The 23028-nt window shown below is 36.5% G+C and carries 23 protein-coding genes and 1 tRNA gene; 4 read left to right on the top strand and 20 right to left on the bottom strand.

The genetic code is table 11. The features are described 5' to 3' along the window. Window positions 1–232 precede the first annotated feature (232 nt). From BLS89_RS08780 to BLS89_RS08740, 9 genes are all read right to left on the bottom strand, one after another. Window positions 233–541 (bottom strand): VanZ family protein, encoded by a 309-nt coding sequence (locus tag BLS89_RS08780; protein ID WP_092737586.1) that lies wholly within the window; start codon window positions 539–541, stop codon window positions 233–235. Window positions 542–605: 64 nt separating this feature from the next. After that, window positions 606–983: a glycine cleavage system protein GcvH gene (gene gcvH / locus BLS89_RS08775; protein WP_092737584.1), complete on the bottom strand. Its 378-nt coding sequence runs from the start codon at window positions 981–983 to the stop codon at window positions 606–608. Between the two features lie 183 nt (window positions 984–1166). Further along, window positions 1167–2822 carry a ribonucleoside-diphosphate reductase subunit alpha gene (locus BLS89_RS08770; RefSeq protein ID WP_092737582.1) on the bottom strand — a complete coding sequence of 552 codons (1656 nt, stop codon included), beginning with the start codon at window positions 2820–2822 and terminating at the stop codon, window positions 1167–1169. Between the two features lie 23 nt (window positions 2823–2845). Beyond that, window positions 2846–3820 (bottom strand): ribonucleotide-diphosphate reductase subunit beta, encoded by a 975-nt coding sequence (locus tag BLS89_RS08765; RefSeq protein WP_092737580.1) that lies wholly within the window; start codon window positions 3818–3820, stop codon window positions 2846–2848. 340 nt (window positions 3821–4160) lie between these two features. Then, window positions 4161–4703: a threonine/serine exporter family protein gene (locus BLS89_RS08760; RefSeq protein ID WP_092737578.1), complete on the bottom strand. Its 543-nt coding sequence runs from the start codon at window positions 4701–4703 to the stop codon at window positions 4161–4163. Next, the gene (locus BLS89_RS08755; RefSeq protein ID WP_245688960.1) at window positions 4690–5469 is read right to left on the bottom strand and encodes a threonine/serine exporter family protein; all 780 of its coding nucleotides are present in this window, start codon (window positions 5467–5469) and stop codon (window positions 4690–4692) included. Before BLS89_RS08755 ends, BLS89_RS08760 begins: the two co-directional genes overlap by 14 nt. 57 nt (window positions 5470–5526) lie before the next feature. Continuing rightward, a complete protein-coding gene (yajC, locus tag BLS89_RS08750; RefSeq protein ID WP_092737588.1) occupies window positions 5527–5892 on the bottom strand; it encodes a preprotein translocase subunit YajC in 366 nt (121 codons plus the stop codon). Window positions 5893–5907: 15 nt separating this feature from the next. After that, window positions 5908–6438, bottom strand: a complete 531-nt coding sequence (locus BLS89_RS08745) for a DUF1573 domain-containing protein (RefSeq protein ID WP_092737574.1) — start codon at window positions 6436–6438, stop codon at window positions 5908–5910. Between the two features lie 12 nt (window positions 6439–6450). Beyond that, entirely contained in the window at window positions 6451–7356 is a 906-nt protein-coding gene (locus tag BLS89_RS08740; protein ID WP_092737573.1) for a transcription antitermination protein NusB, read from the bottom strand. Between the two features lie 260 nt (window positions 7357–7616). Here BLS89_RS08740 and BLS89_RS08735 point away from each other — a divergent pair, with 260 nt between their 5' ends. Together BLS89_RS08735 and BLS89_RS08730 are read left to right on the top strand one after the other, a co-directional pair. Further along, a complete protein-coding gene (locus tag BLS89_RS08735; protein WP_092737571.1) occupies window positions 7617–9275 on the top strand; it encodes an ABC transporter ATP-binding protein in 1659 nt (552 codons plus the stop codon). Window positions 9276–9379: 104 nt separating this feature from the next. Then, window positions 9380–9718 carry a DUF3276 family protein gene (locus BLS89_RS08730; protein ID WP_092737569.1) on the top strand — a complete coding sequence of 113 codons (339 nt, stop codon included), beginning with the start codon at window positions 9380–9382 and terminating at the stop codon, window positions 9716–9718. Window positions 9719–9772: 54 nt separating this feature from the next. On the opposite strand, the gene BLS89_RS08725 is transcribed toward BLS89_RS08730, so the two are convergent. From BLS89_RS08725 to leuS, 10 genes are all read right to left on the bottom strand, one after another. After that, window positions 9773–9846 (bottom strand) — tRNA-His (locus tag BLS89_RS08725). A gap of 36 nt (window positions 9847–9882) precedes the next feature. Then, entirely contained in the window at window positions 9883–10608 is a 726-nt protein-coding gene (bshB1, locus tag BLS89_RS08720) for a bacillithiol biosynthesis deacetylase BshB1 (RefSeq protein ID WP_092737568.1), read from the bottom strand. Window positions 10609–10661: 53 nt separating this feature from the next. Next, window positions 10662–12335: a tetratricopeptide repeat protein gene (locus BLS89_RS08715; RefSeq protein ID WP_092737566.1), complete on the bottom strand. Its 1674-nt coding sequence runs from the start codon at window positions 12333–12335 to the stop codon at window positions 10662–10664. Window positions 12336–12439: 104 nt separating this feature from the next. Further along, on the bottom strand, window positions 12440–13318 hold the full coding sequence (locus tag BLS89_RS08710) for a PstS family phosphate ABC transporter substrate-binding protein (RefSeq protein ID WP_092737564.1): 879 nt from the start codon (window positions 13316–13318) through the stop codon (window positions 12440–12442). Then, window positions 13308–13505 (bottom strand): C4-dicarboxylate ABC transporter, encoded by a 198-nt coding sequence (locus BLS89_RS08705; RefSeq protein WP_092737587.1) that lies wholly within the window; start codon window positions 13503–13505, stop codon window positions 13308–13310. Before BLS89_RS08705 ends, BLS89_RS08710 begins: the two co-directional genes overlap by 11 nt. 65 nt (window positions 13506–13570) lie before the next feature. After that, window positions 13571–14416 (bottom strand): energy transducer TonB, encoded by an 846-nt coding sequence (locus BLS89_RS08700; protein ID WP_092737562.1) that lies wholly within the window; start codon window positions 14414–14416, stop codon window positions 13571–13573. 25 nt (window positions 14417–14441) lie between these two features. Next, complete coding sequence (locus BLS89_RS08695; RefSeq protein WP_092737560.1) at window positions 14442–14987, bottom strand: biopolymer transporter ExbD; 546 nt, start codon at window positions 14985–14987, stop codon at window positions 14442–14444. A 7-nt stretch (window positions 14988–14994) separates the two neighbouring features. Then, entirely contained in the window at window positions 14995–15600 is a 606-nt protein-coding gene (locus BLS89_RS08690; RefSeq protein ID WP_092737559.1) for an ExbD/TolR family protein, read from the bottom strand. Window positions 15601–15684: 84 nt separating this feature from the next. Then, window positions 15685–16551, bottom strand: coding sequence for a MotA/TolQ/ExbB proton channel family protein (locus tag BLS89_RS08685; protein ID WP_092737557.1), 867 nt, complete (start codon window positions 16549–16551; stop codon window positions 15685–15687). Between the two features lie 267 nt (window positions 16552–16818). Beyond that, the gene (gene leuS / locus BLS89_RS08680) at window positions 16819–19632 is read right to left on the bottom strand and encodes a leucine--tRNA ligase (protein WP_092737555.1); all 2814 of its coding nucleotides are present in this window, start codon (window positions 19630–19632) and stop codon (window positions 16819–16821) included. Between the two features lie 234 nt (window positions 19633–19866). Here leuS and BLS89_RS08675 point away from each other — a divergent pair, with 234 nt between their 5' ends. Together BLS89_RS08675 and BLS89_RS08670 are read left to right on the top strand one after the other, a co-directional pair. Further along, complete coding sequence (locus BLS89_RS08675) at window positions 19867–20619, top strand: glycosyltransferase family 2 protein (RefSeq protein WP_092737553.1); 753 nt, start codon at window positions 19867–19869, stop codon at window positions 20617–20619. A gap of 167 nt (window positions 20620–20786) precedes the next feature. Next, the gene (locus BLS89_RS08670) at window positions 20787–22322 is read left to right on the top strand and encodes a Do family serine endopeptidase (protein ID WP_092737551.1); all 1536 of its coding nucleotides are present in this window, start codon (window positions 20787–20789) and stop codon (window positions 22320–22322) included. A 55-nt stretch (window positions 22323–22377) separates the two neighbouring features. Here the strand turns inward: BLS89_RS08670 and BLS89_RS08665 are convergent, their stop codons facing one another. After that, window positions 22378–22998, bottom strand: a complete 621-nt coding sequence (locus BLS89_RS08665; RefSeq protein WP_092737549.1) for a TetR/AcrR family transcriptional regulator — start codon at window positions 22996–22998, stop codon at window positions 22378–22380. Window positions 22999–23028: the final 30 nt, after the last annotated feature.

Below are 23028 nucleotides of genomic sequence, written 5' to 3'. Positions count from 1 at the left end.
CACTACTTCGCCGCTAACCATCCCTGATTTGCGAGTGCAAAAGTATAACCTTTTTCTAAACCTACAAAATATATTACAAACTTTTTTATTATAAATATATTAAACCACTGATTATTAGATTGAAAAATTTTAGACAAAAATATTTTTAACCCTATTCAAAGGTTATTTTAAGACTCAATCAAACTCTTACTTTTCTCTCGGGAGAATATTGACTTAATTCAAAAGCTTTATTCTATGGGATTTTGATCAGATTTTGTTTCCTCATTATATAATATATTATATAGCCTATTGTAATTCCTATTGCATCTGAAACGACATCCATCGCTTCCATTCCTCGCCCTAATTTCATTTCGTCCTGTAGAATTTCGGTAAAAAAACCATAAGAAAGAAGTATCATAAAAAAATAAAAAAAGGTAAATCTGGGGAAGGATAGAATAAAGAGTAACCCCAATGCTGCAAAAATGGAAAAATGAATCAACTTGTCTAAGCCTGAAAACATAAACCAATATTCATGGTTCTCTTCTCCCGGTTTGAGAAGCATATAAGTAAGAAATGCCCAATAAATGGGCAATATCTTACGGGATAACTTTGTTATTTTTAAGTGACTAACCAATTACTTCTAAATATTGATCCGCAGACAACAACTCTGAAAGATCCACATCCGAAGCTACAGAGACCTTTACAATCCAGCCTTTTCCATAAGGATCCGAGTTGAGTAACTCTGGCTCGTCTTGTAGGGCTTCGTTAAATTCTGTAATAGTTCCCGAAACAGGAAGAAATAAATCTGAAACCGTCTTTACTGCCTCTACACTTCCAAAAACATCTCCTGCTGCAAGGCTATCATCTACCGTATCTACATCTACGAAGACTATATCGCCCAGCTCTCCTTGTGCAAAATCTGTAATTCCCACTGTAGCTACATTTCCTTCAATTTTCACCCACTCGTGGTCTTTTGTGTACTTTAATTCTGATGGTGTATTCATTCTTGTAATATTTTTTTTTCAAATTTATGCTAATTTCTGATATAGACAAAATTTTATGCCACTATTTCATCATTATATCATTCAGTATTTTCTCTGATACGCTGAGAATGGGCTGTAAAGACCTCTTTACAGCTCACTCTCCCAATTATATAATCTATTTAATCTCAATTCGAATCAACTTTTTTATGCTTCACAAGAGCTGCAGCTAACGAAATTGACCATTAACTCTTTGGACACCGATGAACTTCTCTGGTAGTATAGAGTCTTGATTCCTTTTTTCCAAGCCTCTATCATCAAATAATTGACATCTTTTATTGGCATTGTACTTGGTATATTTAGGTTAAGCGACTGTGCTTGGTCTATATACTGCTGTCTCTGTGCTGCTTGTGTGATAATTTCCATAGGAGAAATCTCTTTGAATGTTTTAAACACCGCTTTCTCTTCGGCAGTCAACCCTTCCAAATGTTGTACAGAACCGTGATTCAGCATAATGCTCCGCCACACTTCTTCATTATCCATTCCTTTTTCTTTCAGCAGTTTAGCCATATATTTATTTTTACGCATAAAGTTTCCTTTCGCCAAACCCGCCTTGTAGTAATTAGAAGCAAAAGGTTCTATTCCCGGTGAAGTTTGCCCTAAAATAGCAGAGCTTGAAGTGGTAGGAGCTACTGCCATCGTCGTCGTATTCCTTAGCCCATAACCTTTAAGCATCTCCGGCTCTCCATAAATACTTGCTAATTCCCTTGACGCCATTTCCGCTTGTTCCTTAATATGCTTAAATGCTTTAGCATTAAACTGCATAGCTTCGAAACTTTCAAAAGGAATCATATTTTTCTGCAAATAAGAATGGTAGCCTAAAACGCCTAAGCCAAGTGCTCTATGCCTCATCGCAAATTTTCTCGCAGACTGTAAATGATAATTGCCTTCTGTTTTTTCTATAAATTCAGACAATACGGCATCTAAGAAATATATGGCTAATTTAACGGCATTGGTATCTTTCCATTCGTCAAACAGCTCTAAATTCATAGAAGACAGACAACAGATGAACGATTCGTCTATCGTAGAAGGCAGCATAATTTCGCTACAAAGATTAGAGGCGTTAATCATCAGTCCGGCATCTTTGTAAACCTGTGGTTTGTTTCTATTGACATTATCTGTAAAGAAAATATACGGCAATCCTTTTTGCTGACGGCTTTCCAGTACTCTTGCCCAAATTTTTCTCTTCTCTACATCACCATCAATCATATCTTGCATCCAATAATCTGGTACGCAAACACCTATGAACAAATTTTGAATAGAGCTGCCAATGTCTTTTATCTGCAAAAACTCCTCAATATCGCCGTGGTCTATATCCAAGTAGGCGGCAAATGCTCCTCTCCTTACACCACCTTGACTCACTACATCCATAGCGGTATCAAATAATTTCATAAAAGACACAGCTCCCGAAGATTTGCCATTATCGGTAACCGCTGTACCTCTATGACGAAGCTCTCCAAAATATCCGGAAGTCCCCCCTCCTATTTTGGTCTGCATAATCACTTCTCCCAGCTTGTGGGTAATCCCCTCTATACTATCCGGAATGTGAACATTAAAACAAGATATAGGCAACCCTCTCTGCGTCCCCATATTGGCCCATACCGGTGATGAGAAACTAATCCATCCTTTAATAATCATTTCTTGGAAAGCCGGCTGCAGCTCCGGTTTGTATAAACGCTTTGCCGCCGCTGTCGTAATTCTCTCTATGGCTCCGCGAACAGTCTCTCCTTTCAGCAAGTAGCCGCGGTTGAGCATTTGTTCGGATTCCTCATTAAGCCACCATATCTCGTCTTGTTCTTCCATTTTTTATTTTTATATTATCAATATTAAAATAAATCATTTGCCGTAATGCTTTTATCATGTTTGGTATAATCCACAGGTCTTTTGGCAAAAAAGTCGTCTAAGCTGTTAGCAAAAACTTCTTCCTCAAACCAAACCATCGGTTTATACTGTTCCGAAGTAATATTGTATTTAGACTGCATTCCTATTTTCTTAAGAGAATCATCTACTCTGTACTTCATAAAATTCAGCAGATTTTCTTTGGACACTTTGTCTATTTCTCCGAGTTCAAAAATCCAGTCTAAAATATCGTTCTCCAATTCTAAAGACTCATCTACCAATTCATAAATTTTATCAATATCGCTGTCTGTAAGCAGATTTGGCTGCTCTTCTCTTATTTTATTAATTAAGAAAATTCCGGCATTTGCGTGTATTTGTTCATCCACGGAAGTCCAAGCGATAATATTGGAAACATTCTTCATAAAGCCTTTGAATCTCGTAAAAGATAAGATAATGGCAAATTGGCTGAACAAGGAAACATTTTCAATAAGTATTGAAAACAACAACAGCGAAGAAACATACTCTTTCGGCGTTTCGGAATTGGCGTGTTTCAGTACTTCTGTAAGAAAATCTATTCTTCTTTTTACCGCTGGAATTTCCACCACATTCAGGAACTCGTCATTATAGCCTAATACCTCCAGTAAACGGGAATAAGCCTCAGAATGCCTAAACTCACATTCTGCAAAAGTAGCTCCCAATCCATTAAACTCCGGCTTTGGAAGATGGTTGTAAAGATTCCCCCAAAAGGTCTTTACAGAAACCTCTATCTGAGCAATGGCTAAAAGTGCATTCTTTATCGCGTTTTTTTCGTGTGGATAAAGTTGCGAATGAAAATCCTGAATATCCGCAGTAAAATCTACTTCCGAATGCACCCAAAAAGACCTGTTAATAGCCTCTATAAATTGCATAATCTCAGGATACTCAAACGGCTTATAGCTTATTCTTTTATCAAAAATGCCCATAGTTAGTTTTTATTTAAAATTAACGAATTCCTTAGTCAGAACAATGTTCTATTTTCCAAAACAGACCAAGCAAACCATCAAAAAAAACAATGAATAATTTGCCTTTCATTAGGCTTACAAAAGTAGCAAATGAGTCTCAAAGATAAAAACTAAAACCCACATAAATATGCTATAATTTTGGTTTTTAACAGCATAAGTTTTCCACAATAATAAAGTACCCCATCTAATCAAGTTTTATTACATTTCTAATTGTAATAAACAGACTTTAACACAAACCAACACCAAACAACAAAAAGTAAAATAATGAAAAACAAATACTTAAAACCAAACAAATATTTAACTAATGAGATCTGTATTTTCTTTTGACATCAATAACTTTCTTCTTGAGGAACTTGTTCAAATCTTTATTCTTAACCGTATTAGTATTAAATATAAGAATGGGCAATACCACCCCAAATGCCAAAACCAAAAGAACAAAAATAGCATTCAAGCCATTACTTAATGTAACAATAAGACTTTCGAGAGTTGCCTCTACGCCAGCTTTTAACGAAACAATATTGATAATTCCAATCATAAATTCATACCCTAAAGTTCCCGGAATCATATTAATAACAGCGGGTATCGTGAAAACAATAGGCGGCGTATGCACACGATGGGCAAAGTAAATTCCTAAAAGCCCTATTCCAGACGCACCGATCAAAGAAGCCATTACTAACTGGTCTGGAATTAAAAATTTGAGAACAATGGTCTTTAGCCCAAAACCAATTCCGCCCAACAAAGCAACCGCCCACATTGCTCTTTTCGGCGTATTGAACAATACTGCAAAACCGACAGAAACGACCGCAGCCCAGACCACTTTAACAACCATATCAACCTCCTGCATATGAAAAATACTTAAATATAAATACCGCAAAATAATATCCCACAGCAATCATAAATACCAACATACTACCAAGTGCCACCCGGGCCCAGCCGGATACAATATGCCCTTCTAATAAATCTAAACACCCATTGATAAGAGGTACCCCCGGAATCAGCCACAATACACACGCTGTAAGAGCTGCCGCACAAGAACCAAACCCCAAAAGAACAGCCATCTGAACCACAGAAGCAGAAACGAATGCAGACATCAGACATATCATAAACGGGTTATACCGTTTCTTTATCAAAAATAGTTTTACCAAAAAACCTATACTTCCCGCCAAAAAAGCAATAAAAAACTCTTCATAATTGCCGGAAAAAATCATACAAAGCGCTCCCGTAGCCAAGCCTATCCATATCATTTTGGTCCATTCTCCGTAATGAGGCTTTCTTTTAATATCAGCAATCCGAGCCTGTATCTCCTCATACTTCATATTTTTTTTGAAAATATCCCAAGTGAGGATACTTATCTCTGTAATAAGATTGAAATCTACACCATGACTTTTTACTGTTTTTATTACAGTTTCTGAGTTTCCTTCGGCATCCGTAATAGTAAGCATAATGCCCGAAAATGAAAAGAATATTTCCGTATTATATCCATAAGTATCTGTTATTCTCAGTACATTTCTCTGCGTACGCGTAGAGTTAGCCCCGTTGGATATCAGCAAAATAGCAACCTCTGCCACTAGGGAGGCTGCTCGTTTTATGTCTATGTGATGCGTTTTCACGATACATATCTAATTAAAAAAGCAGACCCTCGAAAGCCTGCCGTTAAATAGAAAATTTTATTTCTTAGTTTCTCCCTTTTTAGAATCTTTAGGTGATTTTTCTTCTTTCTTATCGGGAAATCTATTCTGTGTAAATTCTTTGGATATTGCAGCTTTTTCGAATTTCAATTTTCCTGCCATTGTCTCCAGAATAACACCATCATCGGTTACTTGAGAAACCCTACCGTGAATGCCCGAAGTAGTCACCACCATTTTACCGGGTTTAAGGCTGTTCTGAAAGTTTTTTTCTTCTTTCTGCTTTTTCATCTGGGGTCTTATCATAAAGAAATAGAAAAAAACAAACATTACTGCAATCATACCAAAAGTTGGCAACATAGACGGTGCTTCCCCTTGTGCTTGTAGTATTACGAATAAATGAGTCATCATATATAATTTTAATTATTTAATATTAGCTGTGAAAGACAATGTGATAGGTGTTTTCTCTGTATTGGTATAGACCAATGCAAATTTATTTTGTACCCCCAAAAAGCTGCTTGTGTTGAATTTCAGGGTTATTTTCCCTTTCTTTCCAGGCAGTATAGGGGTCTTGGTAAACTCGGAAACAGTACAGCCGCACCCTGGTTTTACTTCTGAAATAATCAAAGGTTTTTTTCCTGTATTACTAATTTCAAAAGTATGAGAAACTATAGATCCCGACTTCACATCCCCAAAATCAAAATTAGGTTCTGACAAAGCTACCATAGTTAATGGCTTGCTCTGAGCCTGTTTCACTAAATTCTGATCGCCTTGCGTCTCTTCTAATGTCGGCATATTAGAGAACAACGGCCCATCTACTCCTCCAACTTGTGTAGAGTCGTGAGTAGCACTATTTTCACTATCTGCCGTATTCTTTGATGATTTTTCACAAGAAAGTAATGCAAACGCACCACATAAAGCAACAGCTCCTATCTTTAGTGATACTTTTCTCATATTTTTATGTTTTTATACTCTATTAATTTCATTTGTATATTTCCCCAACAATCCATTCACAAAGACTTGGCTTTTATCCGTAGAAAAAGCCTTAGCAATCTCTATATACTCATTAATGATAACCCGAGACGGTATAGATGGGAAATAGTCCAACTCCGTAAAAGCGGTAATGATAATCACCCTATCCATCAATGAGACTCTATCCAAATCCCAATTCTGAAGACGGGCTTCTAATTTTTTTTCAGATTCTCCCCAATGAGATATCCCATAAAACAGCAGATTTCTCGCGAAATCTCTATCCTCTTGATTTTTAACCACCCTTATAAGTGTGTGGGTAGGCTCGTTTTCTTTCATAAAGCCTATGGTTTTTTGTATCATAGAATTGGCAATATGAAAATCATCAGCCCAATTCATATCTATGTCTTCTAAAAGCTCGTGGAAAGCCTCGTTTTCTGCAATGAATTTTAAGAAAAGCTTACCTATAAACTTCTGGTCTTCATCAAAAGAATTTTCCTGAGAGGCCATATAGTCTTGATACCTTTTGCTGGCAATAATTCTTTGAAATGTTTTCACTAAAAAATCATCGTACAAGCTCCACTTAAGGTCTTGATGCTTCGAGGTAAAAGACAACCTTTCCTGATTACTCTCTATCCTCTCTAAAATCCGATTCTGAATAAACTTCAGATTGGGATTGATATCCTTTTCTGTTTTTATGTATTTTTCTTTGGCAATTTCTACCTGCTGCTCTGCCAAATCTCTGAGCGCCACCAAAAAATTGAGCTGATAAATATAGAGATTATAAATTTTCTCAATATTTCTAAACATTTCCCTCTCCACCTCTACATTATCACGAGGGTTTTGGCAATATGCGTATAAGGTCTGTACTACTTTTTCGCGTATTTGTCTTCTTCCTAACATTTCAAAGATCTTTTTCGGGGCAAATATAATCATTTTAGCCCTAAATAAATAATATTCTCCATTAAAAATACTACAAAAATTCTATATAGCCATCACTCTATCGTATAAGAAGTTTTCAAAACAAAAAAATCAAAAAATCAAAACACATACAGAAGCACATTAAAACCCAATAAACCTTGGTAAAACAACAAATGATATGATAAAATTTCAAACTAATTCTAAGATATTTTTAAGGTAATTTTTACTACTTTTGCCACAGAATGAAATCTCTAAAAACTTTAAATCCTTATTTTTGGAAATATAGAGTTCTCTTATTTTGGGGACTTGTCTTTATCATAGCAAGTAACTTTTTTGCTATCTACCAAGTACAATTCATTGGAAAGACAGTAAATGTTATTCAAGATGTCTTGTCTGACAAAAACATCAAAAAAAATGCTCTTTTCAGAATATTGCTAATCAATGGCGGTATTATTGTGGGAGCATCTGTACTATCGGGGTTCTTTAGATTTATGATGAGGCAAACTATCATCGTTTCGTCAAGAAGAATAGAATACGAACTGAAAAACACCATCTACAAACACTATCAAACACTCTCCCTTACCCAATACAAAGAAACTACCGTAGGAGACCTTCTCAATAGACTGAGCGAAGATGTCGTAGCGGTAAGAATGTATCTGGGACCCGGAGTAATGTATATCGTAAACCTATCCGTATTACTGATTATCACTTCTATATATATGATAAAAACGGATATCCAAATGACCGTCTGGACACTTATCCCACTTCCTATATTATCTTTTTTAATTTACAAAGTAAGTTCCATCATCAACAAAAAATCTAAAATCAAACAAAAAAGTCAATCTGATGTTTCAGCTTTCGTGCAAGATAGTTTTTCCGGAATAAGAGTTATAAAATTTTTTAACAAAGAAAAATACATAGAAAAACAATACGGTATAAAAGTAAAAGATTATCAAGATAAATCTTTGGACCTTGCAAAAACAGAGGCTTATTTCTTTACCATAGTATTATTTGTAATAGGTTTACTCAATGTAGTAATTCTCTACATAGGAGGACACAAATATATCAACAACGAAATGAGCGTGGGAACTATCGCTGACTTCTTTATGTACATCAACATACTCATATGGCCATTTTCGATGGTCGGATGGGTAACCTCTGTAAATCAAAGAGCTGCCGCTTCTATGCAGAGAATCAACGAATTTCTGGATAAAAAATCAGAAATAAAAAACACCAACCACAGCCGCTACGATATAAAAGGAGATATTGAGTTTAAAAATGTTAGCTACACCTATCCCAATACAGGCATCAAGGCTTTGGACAATATAAGTTTTAAGGTAAAAGCCGGCGACTCCCTTGCCGTAATGGGAAAAACAGGAAGCGGAAAATCTACAATAGCGCAATTGCTGTGCAGACTCATAGACCCCGATGAAGGCGAAATCCTAATCGATGGAAAAAATCTTAAAGAACATAATCTGGAAGCATACAGAGACTTCATAGGCTATGTCCCTCAAGAAAGCTATCTATTTTCTGACACCATCAAAAACAATATAGGCTTCGCAGTAGAATCTCCTACAAATACTCTAATAGAAGAGTATGCAAAAAAAGCAGACATCCACAAAAATATTGTAGAGTTTAAGCTGAAATACGATACAATGGTAGGCGAAAGAGGCGTAATGCTCTCCGGCGGACAAAAACAAAGAATCTGCATCGCAAGGGCTTTAATCAAAAAGCCCAAAATCATCATTTTTGATGACAGTCTCTCGGCATTAGATACAGAAACTGAAAAAAATATTTTGAATAATATCGCTTCAGATATGGATAAAAGTACTTGCATTATCATCACTCACAGACCTTCAAGTGCTCAAAATGCCAAACAAATACTCAATCTTAGTGATTGATTATAAGCACAAAAACCACTTTTTATAAAAAATAAAATATTTTGTTTTGAGATTAACAAAAATATTCTATATTTGTTACTTGATATTTCTTAAATTTTGATGAAATGAATGATTACAATGACAAGCACCGCGAAAATGAAATTTTCACTAAGGTATTAAAAGCAGGAAGGAGAACATATTTTTTTGATGTTCGCGAAACCAAAGCAGGAGATTACTATCTTACTATCACTGAAAGTAAAAAACACATAGGTGATTCCGGAGATGTAAGTTTTGAAAAACACAAAATCTATCTTTATAAGGAAGATTTTAATAACTTCTCTGCAATGTTTAATGAAGCTGCCGAGTTTATCATTAAAGAAAAAGGGGAAGATGTGATTTCTGAGAAGCATAATAAAGATTTCAATAACAAATCTTTTACTATAGAAAACGGCAACGAATTATAACACTTCCTTTGAGAACAAAAAAAGCATCTCGATGAGATGCTTTTTTTGTTTTAGGGTGACTGATCGGGATCGAACCGACGACCTTCAGGACCACAATCTGACGCTCTAACCAACTGAGCTACAATCACCGTTTTGAGTGTGCAAATATAATACTTTTTAACAAACTACCAAACTATTCCGTCAAAATTTTTCATTGCTATCAGTTTTTCTGTAGTAAAGCCCTCTGCATAAGTAACTCCCGATAATCTTCCTAAATCTTGAGCTCTATAAGTAAGACTTTCCAAAAAATCCTTTGTTGCAATAGGCGTAACCGGTTCTGTAGACTTAGGATCATAGAACTGTGTTTTATAAGCCAGACAAGCTTCTATTTTTTTGTCCAAAAATGACGAAATATCAATTACAAAATCTGGCTCTATATGTTTCCACTGAATATAATGAAAGACCAATTTAGGACACCAAGGCTCTTGTGCTTCTCCCCCACTCTTCGTTTCAATTTTTCTCAACCCTGAAAGGAAACAAGCGTCTGAAATCAGCTTAGCTGCTTTGGCATGATCCGGATGCCTATCGTCAATTGCATTGGCAAAAACTATTTCCGGGCGGTACTTTCTTATTTTTTCTACTATTCTCATTTGGTACTCCTCTGAGTTTGTCAAGAAGCCATCTTTCATTTTTAAATTTACACGCTCTTTTACCCCAAGAATTTCGGCTGCCTTTTTTGCCTCCTCAGCACGCGTTTCCGCAGTTCCTCTTGTACCAAGCTCACCCTGCGTAAGATCTGCAATCGCAACGGTTTTTCCTTCCGAAATCAGCTTTGCAAGCGTACCTCCACAGCCCAATTCTACATCATCAGGATGTGCACCTATGGCTAAAATATCTATTTTATCATTCATAATTTAAAATTAAAAAACTTCCTAAGCAGAAAACTTAGGAAGCAAAATACTTTCTATTTGGCAGTGCCTTGCTGGGCATCTCCGGTATCAATATTGGCATTTATATATTTTAATAAATTTTGAGCTTCGCTGTAATCCGGATTTATTTGGAGAGACTTTATAACATAGTCCTTTGCTTTTACCCTGTCTGTATCTCTTTCATAATAAGCTACTACAAAGTAAGCATAGGATATCATATCTTTATTTTTGTCTTGCTCGTCTTGCGGCTGCGTACTCATCATATCTATATATTTTTGATATGCCATTTTTGCAAAATCATCTTTTTTAGCTTGTTGGTAAGCATAGCCTTGGCTATAATATGCAGGTGCCCAAGTAGGTAATAAAACAATCATTTTTTGCCAGGTAGAAGCTGCCCCATTCCAATTTTTAGCCTCTTGGTAAGCTATAGCCAATTTATACAAGTTATCCGAATTTTTAGGGTCTGCGGCTATTTGTTTTTTCAAGGCTTCAATTGCCGGATTGGTAGGCCCTTCATCTGAATCCATATTAGCACCGCTTACTTTTGCTAATTCCTCATCCCAATTGAGCGTAGTATCTTTGGCTGCTTTTGCTATATTTATTTTTTGTAAAGCCTGTTGCATCATTTGGTTTTTCACAGACTGGTCTTGTGCCTTTTGAGCTTGTGCGGCATATATAAGCCCCACCAAACCTTGATCCGCCGATAATACTCTGTCTGCTGAAGCTTTACTTACAAATATATCTATATTTTGCTTAGCTTCATCATATTTACCTTCATTATAGAGGATATAGGCTTTCAGCTTATATTTGATAGAATCATCTACCTTGTCAAATACTTTATCTAATATTTGATTAGACTCTTGATAATTGCCATTTGCAAAATATAATTTAGCGACAGACAAGAGCGTCTGCGGATCTTCATCTGCATATTTTAAATAATTTAGCAAATCTGCAGCGGCTTCATCGTGCTTTTGGTATATGATATGGTAGTTTGCCAACGCTTGATAAACAGGTGCGTAAGTAGGATCTACGGAAACCGCTTTCTGCATATTTTCCATAGCTAATTTCCACTGGCTCGCCGCCATCCAAAGAGTTGCCATTCTGGTATATACGGAAGCTTTGTTTTTGGCTACCATAGCAGCATTGTCATAGGCTGTCATCGCATCTCCGGCTTTTTTCTTCAATCGGTATGCATCTCCCAAAGAATAGTAATAATAGTCAGGAACTTTACCCTCTTTATCTTTAGCTCTTTCTATGGCTTGGTTTATATATTGAATTGCTAAATCGGGATTATTATTCTCCGGAAATAGAGTGAGTGCTTCTCCGGCACGAAATAGAACTTCGGCGTCTTTACCTCTGGATTTCTGCACAATTTCTTGTATATCCGTAAGCCCTGATTTATCTCCTTTTCCCAATTTCACGGAAGCCAGCCCAATCATATCCAAATAAGGTTTTTTATCTGCTTCCGCACCTTTTTGAAAGTACGATTTTGCTTTATCTAAATCGGGATAATTCTGTGTAATATACACATTTCCAAGATAAAAATAATTTTCTGATGAAGGTGATTTCTGAACTAACTGATTAAATACCTCTTTCGCCTTAGTATATTTATGTGCATCTGCATAGCTCAAACCTTCTTCTACTGTCTGAGCTCCTAAAGAGGCAAAAAATAAAACACCTATACTCCCTAAAAACAATTTCTTTTTCATACTATTTTAATATTCTTAATTATACTTATTCTTTAATGTAATACAACTTCACAATTATTAGACCAAAATACGAATTATTTTAATCTTAATAAAAAAATCAAACATTATCTCATTTGAACTTCTCTTTTATAAATATTATAAGGCTGCAGTCCATCGTGGGCCACCACAATCTGACCAAGCTGAGTACACGAAAAACGGATCAATCCATTTCCCACTCCAAAAAAGCCTTCATTGGTAATAAAATACAAAACCCGAGAGAAAGGATATTCAAAATACCTCATAGTCACAAGATTGGGTTCGTAGGCTTTCCCATTATTTTGAGAAATTTTTAATACCTTGACCATCTCTTTTAACTTTTGAGTAAGCGGAAAATGCTCCCTACTTAAGGTATTATAGCTTACCACTCCTATTTTGCCAGGGTATTTGGACAATTCTTCTATTATTTTCACATCTCCCCCTTTTATTGTTCCATAGCTAATTTGGTCTCTATTGAGTTTTAATTTTTGAGTAACCAAAGAAAAGTTAGCCCCATTGGAACTATCAAAAATAAAATCTTGATGACCATTAACCAACTTATTTCTAATCTCTTCCACAGAAAGAGAATCAAGTTCAGAATCTTTAGGCACTACAAAAACAGCACCATCCAAAGCAAAATTAGCGGGCTCTAATTTCATATCTACTTTCTGTTTGTAGGCTTCTTTCTCATCACTGCTTAGAGTTTTAGACATTACAGCCACCTGAGCTTTATCATCAAGTAAATCCAAAAATCCTTCATTTTCTTTTTTGTATTTTACAATAATTTTTGCTTCTGGATAAAGTGCCATATAGCGTTCGGTAAGGGCTCCCGTAACATTGGCAAAAGTAGAATCTGCCACCAAAGTAATTGTCCCATGCTGAGGCGTATCTGCTTCCTTTGCTTTTTTACAAGACGACAAGAATACAGATATTAAAACAAAACATAATATGATTTTTCTAAAAGCCATCTTCTCTACTTTTTTTTATTCTATAAATTGCTCTCGCAATTCTGAAAAAACCATACAATACCATAAGCCCTCCCAAAGGATAAGCCTCCATATCATCAAGCTTTATTGCAAAAAACTTATAGATAAGCACCTCCGCACCGAATGCGATATACATAATTCCTGCTAATATAGATAGATAATTAAACATAGCAACAAATATAATAAAAAAAGAGAAGCCTGAAAAGACTTCTCTCATAATGTTTGTTATTTTTTTTAAGACTCAAACTGCATCTTAACCGGCAATCTAATTCTATAACGAACCGGATGCCCATTAATTTTCGCTGGAGTCCACTTGGTTTTAATAGATCTCACCGTTCTCTCAGCTTCTCTATTAAAGTCACTGTTAGAACCTGTAGCTTTCACCTGAGTAACGCTGCCATCTATCTCTACAATAAAAGTTACCACAGTAGAAATAACACCATCCTCACCGTCCATTACATCACGATCAAAATCTTCCTGAAATCTATTTCTAAAACCTTCTATACCTCCTTTACCAAAGCTAGGCTCTTGGTCAACAGCAGTATAAACCTCTGTTTTACTCGGAGTAACCTCTGCAATCGCCCCTTTACCTGTGGAAGGTGGTGCAGGTGGCGGCGTATAAGCTGGAGCTTTTACCCCTTTTTGATCCACCAATCCCGTAGTAGTCTTTAACTGTTCACTAATAGGTGGTGGCGGTGTTTCTACCTCAGGAACCTTTGTAGGCTGTGGTACAACATTTTTGATAACCTCTATTTTAGGCTCCTCCTTTTTAGGCGGAGGTGGTGGTGGAGGCGGTTCCTTTTCTTTAGGCTGCTCTACTATAGGGTCTGGCTCATGCACATCCAAAAGTTTAATATCCACAACTTGTTTCTTTGGAGCGTTCATCTGCTTTATCTTCAGAATAATCAATGGAAATAAAGCAATGATTAAAAATATAATAGTCCCTATAATAAAAGACTTGGTAAGAATATATCTATAGCTTTTTCTTAAATCGTAAGCCCCATATTCTTTATTTCTGTGTTCAAACACAATTTCATCAAAATCAAATTTAGATTTGTGTTCTAAATATTCCTCACTCATTTTCTTTATTATTTAAGATTAGCTATTATTTTCCTCCTGATTTCTGTTCGTAAACGGCTTTTTCCCAAGGTTTGATATCGGTAACCCCATATCTTTCATTCTTAAGTACTGCCATATCGTCCAAAATATCAACGAAATTCTTATACACTGCATCATCAGTAGGCTCTATAATCACCGTAAATTTACTTTGATCTTTTGCTCTACTTTTAGCATCCTCGATTACCTTAGTAATCCCCTCTCTATCATAGTTAGATTCTTGTAAGCTACTTACATTAAGCCCGTCTTTGTCTGTTTGATGATAGTAGATTTTATTATTCTTACCTATAATTACAGTAATTGAGTTGGTAAGGTCAATCTCTGTAGGAGGTGGTTTCGGCTGATTTTTTTTAGGTTTTGCCGGAAGACCAAGATCCATTACATTAGGTTTAGAGAAAGTCGTCGTAAACATAAAGAATGTAATCAATAGAAAACCCAAATCCACCATAGGTGTCATATCCACCCTTGTATTCTGCTTCTTGGAACGGACTTTGCCGCCCTTTTCGCCTTTGTCTTGTACTTGTACTTCTGCCATTTTTCTATTATTTTCCTCCTGCTTCCTGAGTTGTGATTAACCAAAATTTATAAAAATCAATATCTCTCAATCCTTCAAATAAGTCTTTCACTTTAGAATATTGGGTTGCACCGTCTCCTTTTATAGCAAGTTTATACTCCGGATTGATAGCTAAACTCTGCTGCACCCAATCAATGACTTGCTTATTTGCACTGTCCATAGGAATCCCTGTAGGACTCTTATACGCTTTTTGCTCATCTTCAGGTAAATCTAAGAAACTCTTCAATTGGTTCATTGGGACACCAATACTTTGAACTTTGGCAAATGCCACTCTTTCTTCACTGTTAAATGAAATCCCATATTTTTTACCCATTGCTTCCAACAGCTGTATTCTCTCTGTCCCGTTTTCTACAGGCTGAAAAAAGAATCTACCGTCTTGAGTTACATCTACCGTCATCAGACTTGTTTCCGGTAGTAATTTATCAGATATAGAAGATGGCGGCTGTATCTTTTCCACATCCGGTTTTTTAAAGTTTGTGGTCAAGATAAAGAAGGTAAGTAGTAGGAAGGCAACATCACACATCGCCGTCATATCTGTTACTACACCATGTCTTTTTGGTTTGACTCTCGCCATTTTTTTCTGTTTTTATTCATTAAACTTCTTATACTTTTCGCAATACGAATATTGCTAAAATCTTGAGCTGTTATTCTACTACTATTAGTGGAATTCAGCGAAAGACTGCTGGATAGACATTCCTATTTCGTCTATTTTGAATGTTAATCCATCTATTCTGGAAGTAAAGTAGTTATAAAGGATAATCGCGATAGCCGATGTACTAATACCTAATGCTGTATTGATCAACGCTTCTGAGATACCGATTGATAGAGCTGCAGCATCCGGTGTACCACCACCAGATCCAAGTGCAAAGAACGCCTTGATCATACCAATTACTGTACCAAGTAAGGCTACCAATGTAGCTACTGTACCAAGTGTAGAAAGAATCATCATATTTCTTTCAAGCATAGGCATTTCTAATGTTGTAGCTTCTTCTAATGCTTTAGTAAGTGCAGCCATTTTTTGCTCTTTGTTAAGCGTTGTATCCTTAGCCAATGCTTTATAAGTAAGCAACCCTTCTTTTACCACATTCCCTACAGAACCTCTCTGAGAATCGCATAATTCTATAGCTTCGTCTATTTTATTTTGATTCAATAATCTTCTGATTTCAAGAACGAAGCTGTCTAAGTTTCCTTTTCCTGATGCTTTCCCGATTACGAAGAAACGCTCAAAAGAGAATATAATAACCGTAATCATAAACAAAATCAAAATGTGTACAATAGGACCACCCATATAGATAATCCCCATAAAGGTCTCTGGATGGATTTCCTTTAATGGCACATCCGAAATTGCCACTGATAAAGATTTCGCTATCCTTTCATCCACTTTAAAGTTACTTGGATTACCCAATATAAAAATATAAATCCCCAATGCTATAACATATAGAATTGGCAATACAAAAGCTGGGTTTAGCCCACTCTTCTTTTTAGCAATTACTTGCTCCTCTGTGTTTGAAACATTCATTTCCATACTAAACTAAATTATTAAGTTATTGTTATTTCTTTCAGGTCGTAAAATAAAGTTAAAATATTTAAAAATGCAAGAAATATTTTCACGAATCTCAAAATTTATTTTTTTGAGCGAAAATACGCCTTACATTTAAAATATTTTTTTTTATGATTTTTATCACTTTCACCTCCTTTATTAAAGTTTATTATTGTTTAAAAAATTTTACAGCTGTTTTTATCAAGATTTATTATCTTATTTTTTTTATTAAATTAAGCTCATTAAATCTTCTTAACACACGATATTGATGATTTTTTTGGGCACTACAATGATTTTTTTGGGCTTTTGGTCTCCCAAATATTGCACTACGCGATCATCTTTAAGTGCTATTTCTTCTATTTCTTCTTTTGACAATGATGCCGAGAGCGGTAATTTGAATCTCATTTTACCATTAAAACTCACCGGATATTCTATCTCATCTTCCACCAAATAGCTTTCGTCAAGCATAGGAAAAGGCTCGTATTCCACTGAAGTTTTATGCCCTGAGAGATGCCATAGCTCCTCGCAAATATGCGGTGCATAAGGCGATATAATAACAGCTAATGGTTCTAAAATTTTACGCTTGTTGCATTTCAGCTTCTGAAATTCATTTACAGCAATCATAAATGAAGCTACCGAAGTATTGAATGAAAAATGGTCTATATCAAAAAGCACCTTCTTTATAAGGGTATGAAGGACTTTATATTCCTCTTTACTTGGCTCCTCCTCCGAAAGCATAAAATCGTCTCCGTCAAAATAAAGATTATAAAACTTTTTCAAAAAACCATAGACCCCAGAAAGTCCCTGTGTATTCCAAGGTTTACTTTGCTCCAGAGGTCCTAAAAACATTTCGTACAAACGAAGGCAGTCCGCACCGTACTCTTCGCATATATCATCCGGATTTACCACATTGTACTTAGACTTAGACATTTTTTCTACCTCTCTCTCCGTTATGTACTTATCGTTTTCTAAAATAAATGTAGCTTCCTTAAACTCGGGTCTCCAATTCTTGAATGCCTCTGTATCCAGTTCATCCGAAACACCTTTCAATAAGCTTATATCTACATGGATTTTCTGTGTATCGTAATCTTTTGCCAAGCCTTTGGACACAAATTCATTAGTCCCGTTCACACGAAATACAAAAGCACTGGTTCCTAATATCATTCCTTGGTTAATCAATTTTTGAAAAGGTTCTTCCTGAGAAATATAACCTCTATCTTTGAGGAACATATTCCAAAATCTGGCATAGAGCAAATGCCCTGTGGCATGCTCACTTCCTCCTATATAAAGATCCACTTGTCCCCAATAGTCAGCAATACTCTTATCGCAAAGCAAGTCTTGGTTATCTGGGTTCATATACCTTAGGAAATACCAAGAACTACCCGCCCAGCCTGGCATCGTAGAAAGCTCCATTGGGAATACTGTTTTATAATCTATTAAATCAGTAGAGACCACCTTATCGTTTTGTTCGTCCCAAGCAAATTTTTTAGCATTCCCTAAAGGCGGATCTCCGTCTTCCGTAGGTAAATATTTCTCTACCTCTGGTAGTTCCAGCGGCAGTGCAGAGATAGGCAAAGTATATGGCATTTCTTCCTTATAATATACAGGCACCGGCTCTCCCCAATACCTCTGGCGAGAAAATATAGCATCTCTCTGTCGGTAGTTGATAGTACCATAGCCAATACCTCTCGTTTCAAGCTCCGAAATTATTTTAGCCTTAGCCTCTTTATAATTAAGCCCGTCCAAAAACATAGAGTTTACGCAGACACTATTTTTAGAATCAAAGGATTGCTCCTGTACATCTTCGTCTGTTTCTACAACCTTAATAATCTCTAATCCGAATTTTTTTGCAAAGCGGTGGTCTCTATCATCGTGTGCCGGTACTGCCATCACCGCACCGGTACCATAGCCCATCAAAACATAATCCGAGATATAAACCGGTATTTCTTTGTTGGTAAACGGATTAAGGACATACGCACCGATAAAAGCGCCGGAAACCGATTTTACATCTGCCATTCTGTCTCGCTCTGTCTTTTTAGAAGTTGCTTCTATATACAGCTCTACCTCCGCTTTTTGGGCATCTGTGGTAATTTCTTTCACCAATGGATGCTCCGGTGCAAGCACCATAAATGTAGCTCCAAAAATAGTATCTGGGCGCGTAGAAAAAACCTCTATCTCGTGAGCCCCATCATTGGTCTTAAAGGTAATTGACGCCCCTTGGGATTTTCCTATCCAATATTCTTGAGCATCTTTAAGAGGCTGAGGCCAGTCCAAAGTATCCAAACCCTGCAACAAACGCTCCGAATACGCCGTAATACGCATACTCCACTGCATCATTTTTTTCTGAAACACGGGATAGCCTCCTCTTTCGGATTTACCGTCTTTCACCTCATCATTCGCAAGTACTGTTCCCAGTGCAGGACACCAGTTTACAGTAGTTTCAGCCCTATACGCCATTCGGTAATTAAGTAGAATATCTTGTTTATCTGCCTCCGAAGCTTGTTTCCATTCTTCTGCTGTAAAATCCAATGCCTCATTTTGAGCCGTATTCAATCCTTTCGTTCCTTGCGCTTCAAAATGCTTTACCAAAGTATCTATAGGCTCTGCCTTATCATTATCCTTGTTATACCAGGAATGGAATAATTGTATAAAAATCCATTGTGTCCATTTATAGTAAGAAGAATCGGAAGTCCTTATCTCTCTGCTCCAGTCAAATGAAAAACCTATTTTCTTTAATTGCTGCTCATATCTTTGGATATTATTTTCCGTAGTAACAGCAGGATGCTGTCCTGTCTGTATGGCATACTGCTCAGCAGGAAGCCCAAAACTGTCATATCCCACGGGATGCAAAACATTATACCCTTGGTGCCTCTTGAACCTCGCATAAATGTCCGATGCAATATAGCCCAGCGGATGCCCCACATGCAACCCTGCACCCGAAGGATAAGGGAACATATCCAAAACATAAAACTTAGGCTTATCCTTTTGGTCTCCCGTTTTGTAGGTTTGGTTTTCTTCCCAATATTTTTGCCACTTCCTATCTATTTCTTGATGATTATAAAACATAAATAATTCTCATTTTTTAACATTATACACAAATAGCCAGCTACAAATTTAATATTTTGAACATTAACAGACTCACTTATTTTATACTTTTTTTGAATATAAATAATAATATACAATGGAAAGTAATTTTCAAGAATAGACTTTATCAACTATTTTTCAACAACTTAAAATCTCCAACCACGATAATACTCAGAATATTTTAAGAACATCGTATCTTTGCAAAAAAATAGACCTATGCCGGAAGTTTCCATCATCACGCCTTGCTATAATTGTGCTCAATTTATCGAAGAGACGATACATTCGGTTCTCGCACAAAAATTTACCGACTGGGAATGGATTATTACCGATGATAAGTCTAAAGATAATTCTACATCCATCATCAAAAAATACCAAGATCCCCGCATAATCCTTATAGAATCAAAAGAAAATGTAGGGGCAGGACAAGCACGAAACATTGCACTTGAAAGAGCTTCCGGCAGATATATTACTTTTTTGGATGCAGATGATTATTGGACTCCAGACTTCTTAGAAGAGATGGTAGGCTTTATGAAAAAAGAAAAAGCGGAACTCGCCTATTCCAACTATGCAAGATGTGATGAGAACCTCTCTCCCACTATTGCCGACTTCCATGCAGATAAAGTTGTAACTTTCGGCAATCTCCTGAAAACCTGCCGCCTTTCGTTACTCAGCTCTATGTACGACAGCCAAAGAGTGGGCAAAATATTTTTCCCAAAAGGAAGCAAACGCGAAGACCATGTGATGTGGCTAAACCTCTTAAAAAAAATACCGGAAGGCAAACCACTGCCTAAAACAATGGCAAAATACCGTATGCACGCCAGTAGCGTATCCCACAAGAAAACTAACATTATAAAAGACCAATATTTGGTCTATAAAGATTTTATGCATTTTTCTACCCTAAAATCCCTTTACTATACCGCCCACTGGGCATTCAATGGTTTTCTGAAATATTCTAAATGGTTTAATTAGACTGCCAAGACTTCTCCTAAAAAAATGCTAAAGCTCAAAAATCATTAAAAACTGATAATTACTGTTAAATATTAGTTAAATTACACCTAAACAGAAACAAATCAACAAGCAAATACACTAATTTAGCATAATATTTGTTAGTTAATCATCATAAAATTTATAAGAAAATGAAAAGCACACTAAAGAAATTTATTCCATTAGCGGCAGTAGGAATATTCTCTGCGGCTACTACTGTAGGAACATATCAGTATTTTCACAAAGATGAGCACAATAAAATTTCCGACAGCTCGTACTTCACAAGTGCAAATAACGGAACATTGGCATCATTGGGTGCTTATCCCTCTGATAACTCTTTTGTAAATGCTGCAAAAAAAACAGTCCCTGCTGTGGTTACTATTAAAAATTATCAAAATAGGGCAAACTACCAGGCTCCTGATCAAGACTTGTTTGATTTCTTTTTCGGGGATCCTTTTAGAAGAGGCGGACAAACCCAACCAAGGACCGCACCACAACCTCAAAGAGGCGACATTCCAGCAGGTCTTGGCTCCGGAGTTGTCATCTCACCTGACGGCTATATCATTACCAATAACCATGTTATCCAAGGAGCTAATAAATTAACCGTTACTCTTACCAACAGAAAAACCTACACCGCAAAAGTGATTGGTTCTGATCCGTCTTCGGATATTGCCCTCCTTAAAATAGATGAAAACAACCTCCCTTTCTTAGCTTTTGCTGATTCCGACCAGCTGCAAGTAGGACAATGGGTATTGGCGGTAGGAAACCCTCTTGGGCTCAACTCTACCGTCACTGCTGGAATTGTCTCTGCAAAAGGAAGAAGCATCAATATACTCGGAAGACAGTCCAAAACGCCTATCGAGAGCTTTATCCAAACCGATGCCGTCATCAACAGAGGTAATAGTGGCGGAGCATTGGTCAATACCAACGGAGAATTGGTAGGTATCAACTCGGCAATATCTTCCTCTTCCGGTTATTACGAAGGCTACGGCTTTGCAGTACCTTCCAATCTTGCTAAAAAAGTAGTAGAAGACATCAAAAAATACGGTATCGTACAGAGAGGGTTCCTCGGAATAAGTATAGTAGATTTATCCGACTCTATGGGGGTACAGGAATACAACAAACAATACAAAACCAACCTCAAAGCAAACGGCGGTATCTACATTAGAGAGGTACAAAGCAATAGCGGTGCCGCAGATGCAGGATTGAGGAAAGGAGATATCATTACAAATATTAACGATAAAAACATTAACGACTATGCCGATCTCTCTCTTGCAATAGGCAGCGAAAGACCAGGCGATGTAGTAAACATAACCTACCTAAGAAACGGTAAAAAAGAAACAGCAGATGTTACGCTGAAAGACCTAAATGGTAATACAAAAACCAGAACAAAAGACCAGCTAAGCGTTACCGAAAAACTAGGCTCCAAATTCCAACCGCTAAGTGACGACAACAAAGTTTACTACGGGCTAAAAAGCGGCGTTGTCTGCACAGATGTAGATTCAAATGGGCTATTAGCCTCTAAAACAGGTATCGACAATGGTTATATCATCACGGAAGTAAACGGCAAACCCGTAAACTCCCAAAAAGATATTGAAAGTGTTCTAAAAAACTATAAAGGCAATGTATCCATAAAGTACTTAGATGAGTACGGAAGACTTACCAGCAGAGGATTCGTAATGCCATAATACAATTTCCATATACAGAAAAAACCACTTCCTGATTTAGGAAGTGGTTTTTGTTTTATTCATCATAGCCTAAAAGACCAAATATCATTGCCCTCAAATAAACGCTATTCTTATGCTCCAACGCTTCTAAGTATTGTGCATTTTGCGGTAAAAATCCTTGATAAAAATCTTTATTCCAGATAGAAAACATAAGCGTACCAATGATACTTGCCAAAAGCTCTTCTGCCTTGGCTGCTTTCTTAAAATGCCCTGCCGCTATGCCTTTCAGTATAATATCATCTACCCTGTCTACAAACAAAGCATAAAGTACCGTAAGGGTTTCCGCAAGATTGTTCCGGATGCTCACTTCCTGCAGTCCAATATTATGAAAATAACTAAGCCTAAGAATCTGCTTTACCAAAAAAGAAATAATTTCCGAAATCTGTATGGGCGGACCAGCATAGCTTATCGTCTGTATAAACAGACTAAACCTCTCACCTATTTTCTCTGTACAATAACAATACAAAGCCTCCATCATTTTATCCTTAGAACCAAAGTGATAATTAATCATCGCGATGCTTACATTGGCCTCTTTGGCAATATCCCGTACAGAGGCATTCTCTACCCCATCCTTTATAATCAGTTTTTCTGCAGCTTCTAAGATGTTAATTTGTTTTTCATTAAACTTTTCTTGCATTTCATTCAGCTTAAAAAGAAATATATATTG

Origin of the sequence: Riemerella columbipharyngis, assembly GCF_900101995.1 — a bacterium.
In the GTDB taxonomy this organism is placed as follows: domain Bacteria; phylum Bacteroidota; class Bacteroidia; order Flavobacteriales; family Weeksellaceae; genus Riemerella; species Riemerella columbipharyngis.
Note: the sequence above shows the minus strand (reverse complement) of the source record. Positions and strands in the feature narration are given on the sequence as shown.

What these genes read in the sequence shown, in the direction of transcription:
- BLS89_RS08780 (WP_092737586.1), bottom strand. Translation starts at nt 541, where the DNA reads ATGCTTCTCAAACCGGGAGAAGAGAACCATGAATATTGGTTTATGTTT.
- gcvH (WP_092737584.1), bottom strand. Translation starts at nt 983, where the DNA reads ATGAATACACCATCAGAATTAAAGTACACAAAAGACCACGAGTGGGTG.
- BLS89_RS08770 (WP_092737582.1), bottom strand. Translation starts at nt 2,822, where the DNA reads ATGGAAGAACAAGACGAGATATGGTGGCTTAATGAGGAATCCGAACAA.
- BLS89_RS08765 (WP_092737580.1), bottom strand. Translation starts at nt 3,820, where the DNA reads ATGGGCATTTTTGATAAAAGAATAAGCTATAAGCCGTTTGAGTATCCT.
- BLS89_RS08760 (WP_092737578.1), bottom strand. Translation starts at nt 4,703, where the DNA reads ATGCAGGAGGTTGATATGGTTGTTAAAGTGGTCTGGGCTGCGGTCGTT.
- yajC (WP_092737588.1), bottom strand. Translation starts at nt 5,892, where the DNA reads ATGACTCATTTATTCGTAATACTACAAGCACAAGGGGAAGCACCGTCT.
- BLS89_RS08745 (WP_092737574.1), bottom strand. Translation starts at nt 6,438, where the DNA reads ATGAGAAAAGTATCACTAAAGATAGGAGCTGTTGCTTTATGTGGTGCG.
- BLS89_RS08740 (WP_092737573.1), bottom strand. Translation starts at nt 7,356, where the DNA reads ATGTTAGGAAGAAGACAAATACGCGAAAAAGTAGTACAGACCTTATAC.
- BLS89_RS08735 (WP_092737571.1), top strand. Translation starts at nt 7,617, where the DNA reads ATGAAATCTCTAAAAACTTTAAATCCTTATTTTTGGAAATATAGAGTT.
- BLS89_RS08730 (WP_092737569.1), top strand. Translation starts at nt 9,380, where the DNA reads ATGAATGATTACAATGACAAGCACCGCGAAAATGAAATTTTCACTAAG.
- bshB1 (WP_092737568.1), bottom strand. Translation starts at nt 10,608, where the DNA reads ATGAATGATAAAATAGATATTTTAGCCATAGGTGCACATCCTGATGAT.
- BLS89_RS08715 (WP_092737566.1), bottom strand. Translation starts at nt 12,335, where the DNA reads ATGAAAAAGAAATTGTTTTTAGGGAGTATAGGTGTTTTATTTTTTGCC.
- BLS89_RS08710 (WP_092737564.1), bottom strand. Translation starts at nt 13,318, where the DNA reads ATGGCTTTTAGAAAAATCATATTATGTTTTGTTTTAATATCTGTATTC.
- BLS89_RS08705 (WP_092737587.1), bottom strand. Translation starts at nt 13,505, where the DNA reads ATGTTTAATTATCTATCTATATTAGCAGGAATTATGTATATCGCATTC.
- BLS89_RS08700 (WP_092737562.1), bottom strand. Translation starts at nt 14,416, where the DNA reads ATGAGTGAGGAATATTTAGAACACAAATCTAAATTTGATTTTGATGAA.
- BLS89_RS08695 (WP_092737560.1), bottom strand. Translation starts at nt 14,987, where the DNA reads ATGGCAGAAGTACAAGTACAAGACAAAGGCGAAAAGGGCGGCAAAGTC.
- BLS89_RS08690 (WP_092737559.1), bottom strand. Translation starts at nt 15,600, where the DNA reads ATGGCGAGAGTCAAACCAAAAAGACATGGTGTAGTAACAGATATGACG.
- BLS89_RS08685 (WP_092737557.1), bottom strand. Translation starts at nt 16,551, where the DNA reads ATGGAAATGAATGTTTCAAACACAGAGGAGCAAGTAATTGCTAAAAAG.
- leuS (WP_092737555.1), bottom strand. Translation starts at nt 19,632, where the DNA reads ATGTTTTATAATCATCAAGAAATAGATAGGAAGTGGCAAAAATATTGG.
- BLS89_RS08675 (WP_092737553.1), top strand. Translation starts at nt 19,867, where the DNA reads ATGCCGGAAGTTTCCATCATCACGCCTTGCTATAATTGTGCTCAATTT.
- BLS89_RS08670 (WP_092737551.1), top strand. Translation starts at nt 20,787, where the DNA reads ATGAAAAGCACACTAAAGAAATTTATTCCATTAGCGGCAGTAGGAATA.
- BLS89_RS08665 (WP_092737549.1), bottom strand. Translation starts at nt 22,998, where the DNA reads ATGCAAGAAAAGTTTAATGAAAAACAAATTAACATCTTAGAAGCTGCA.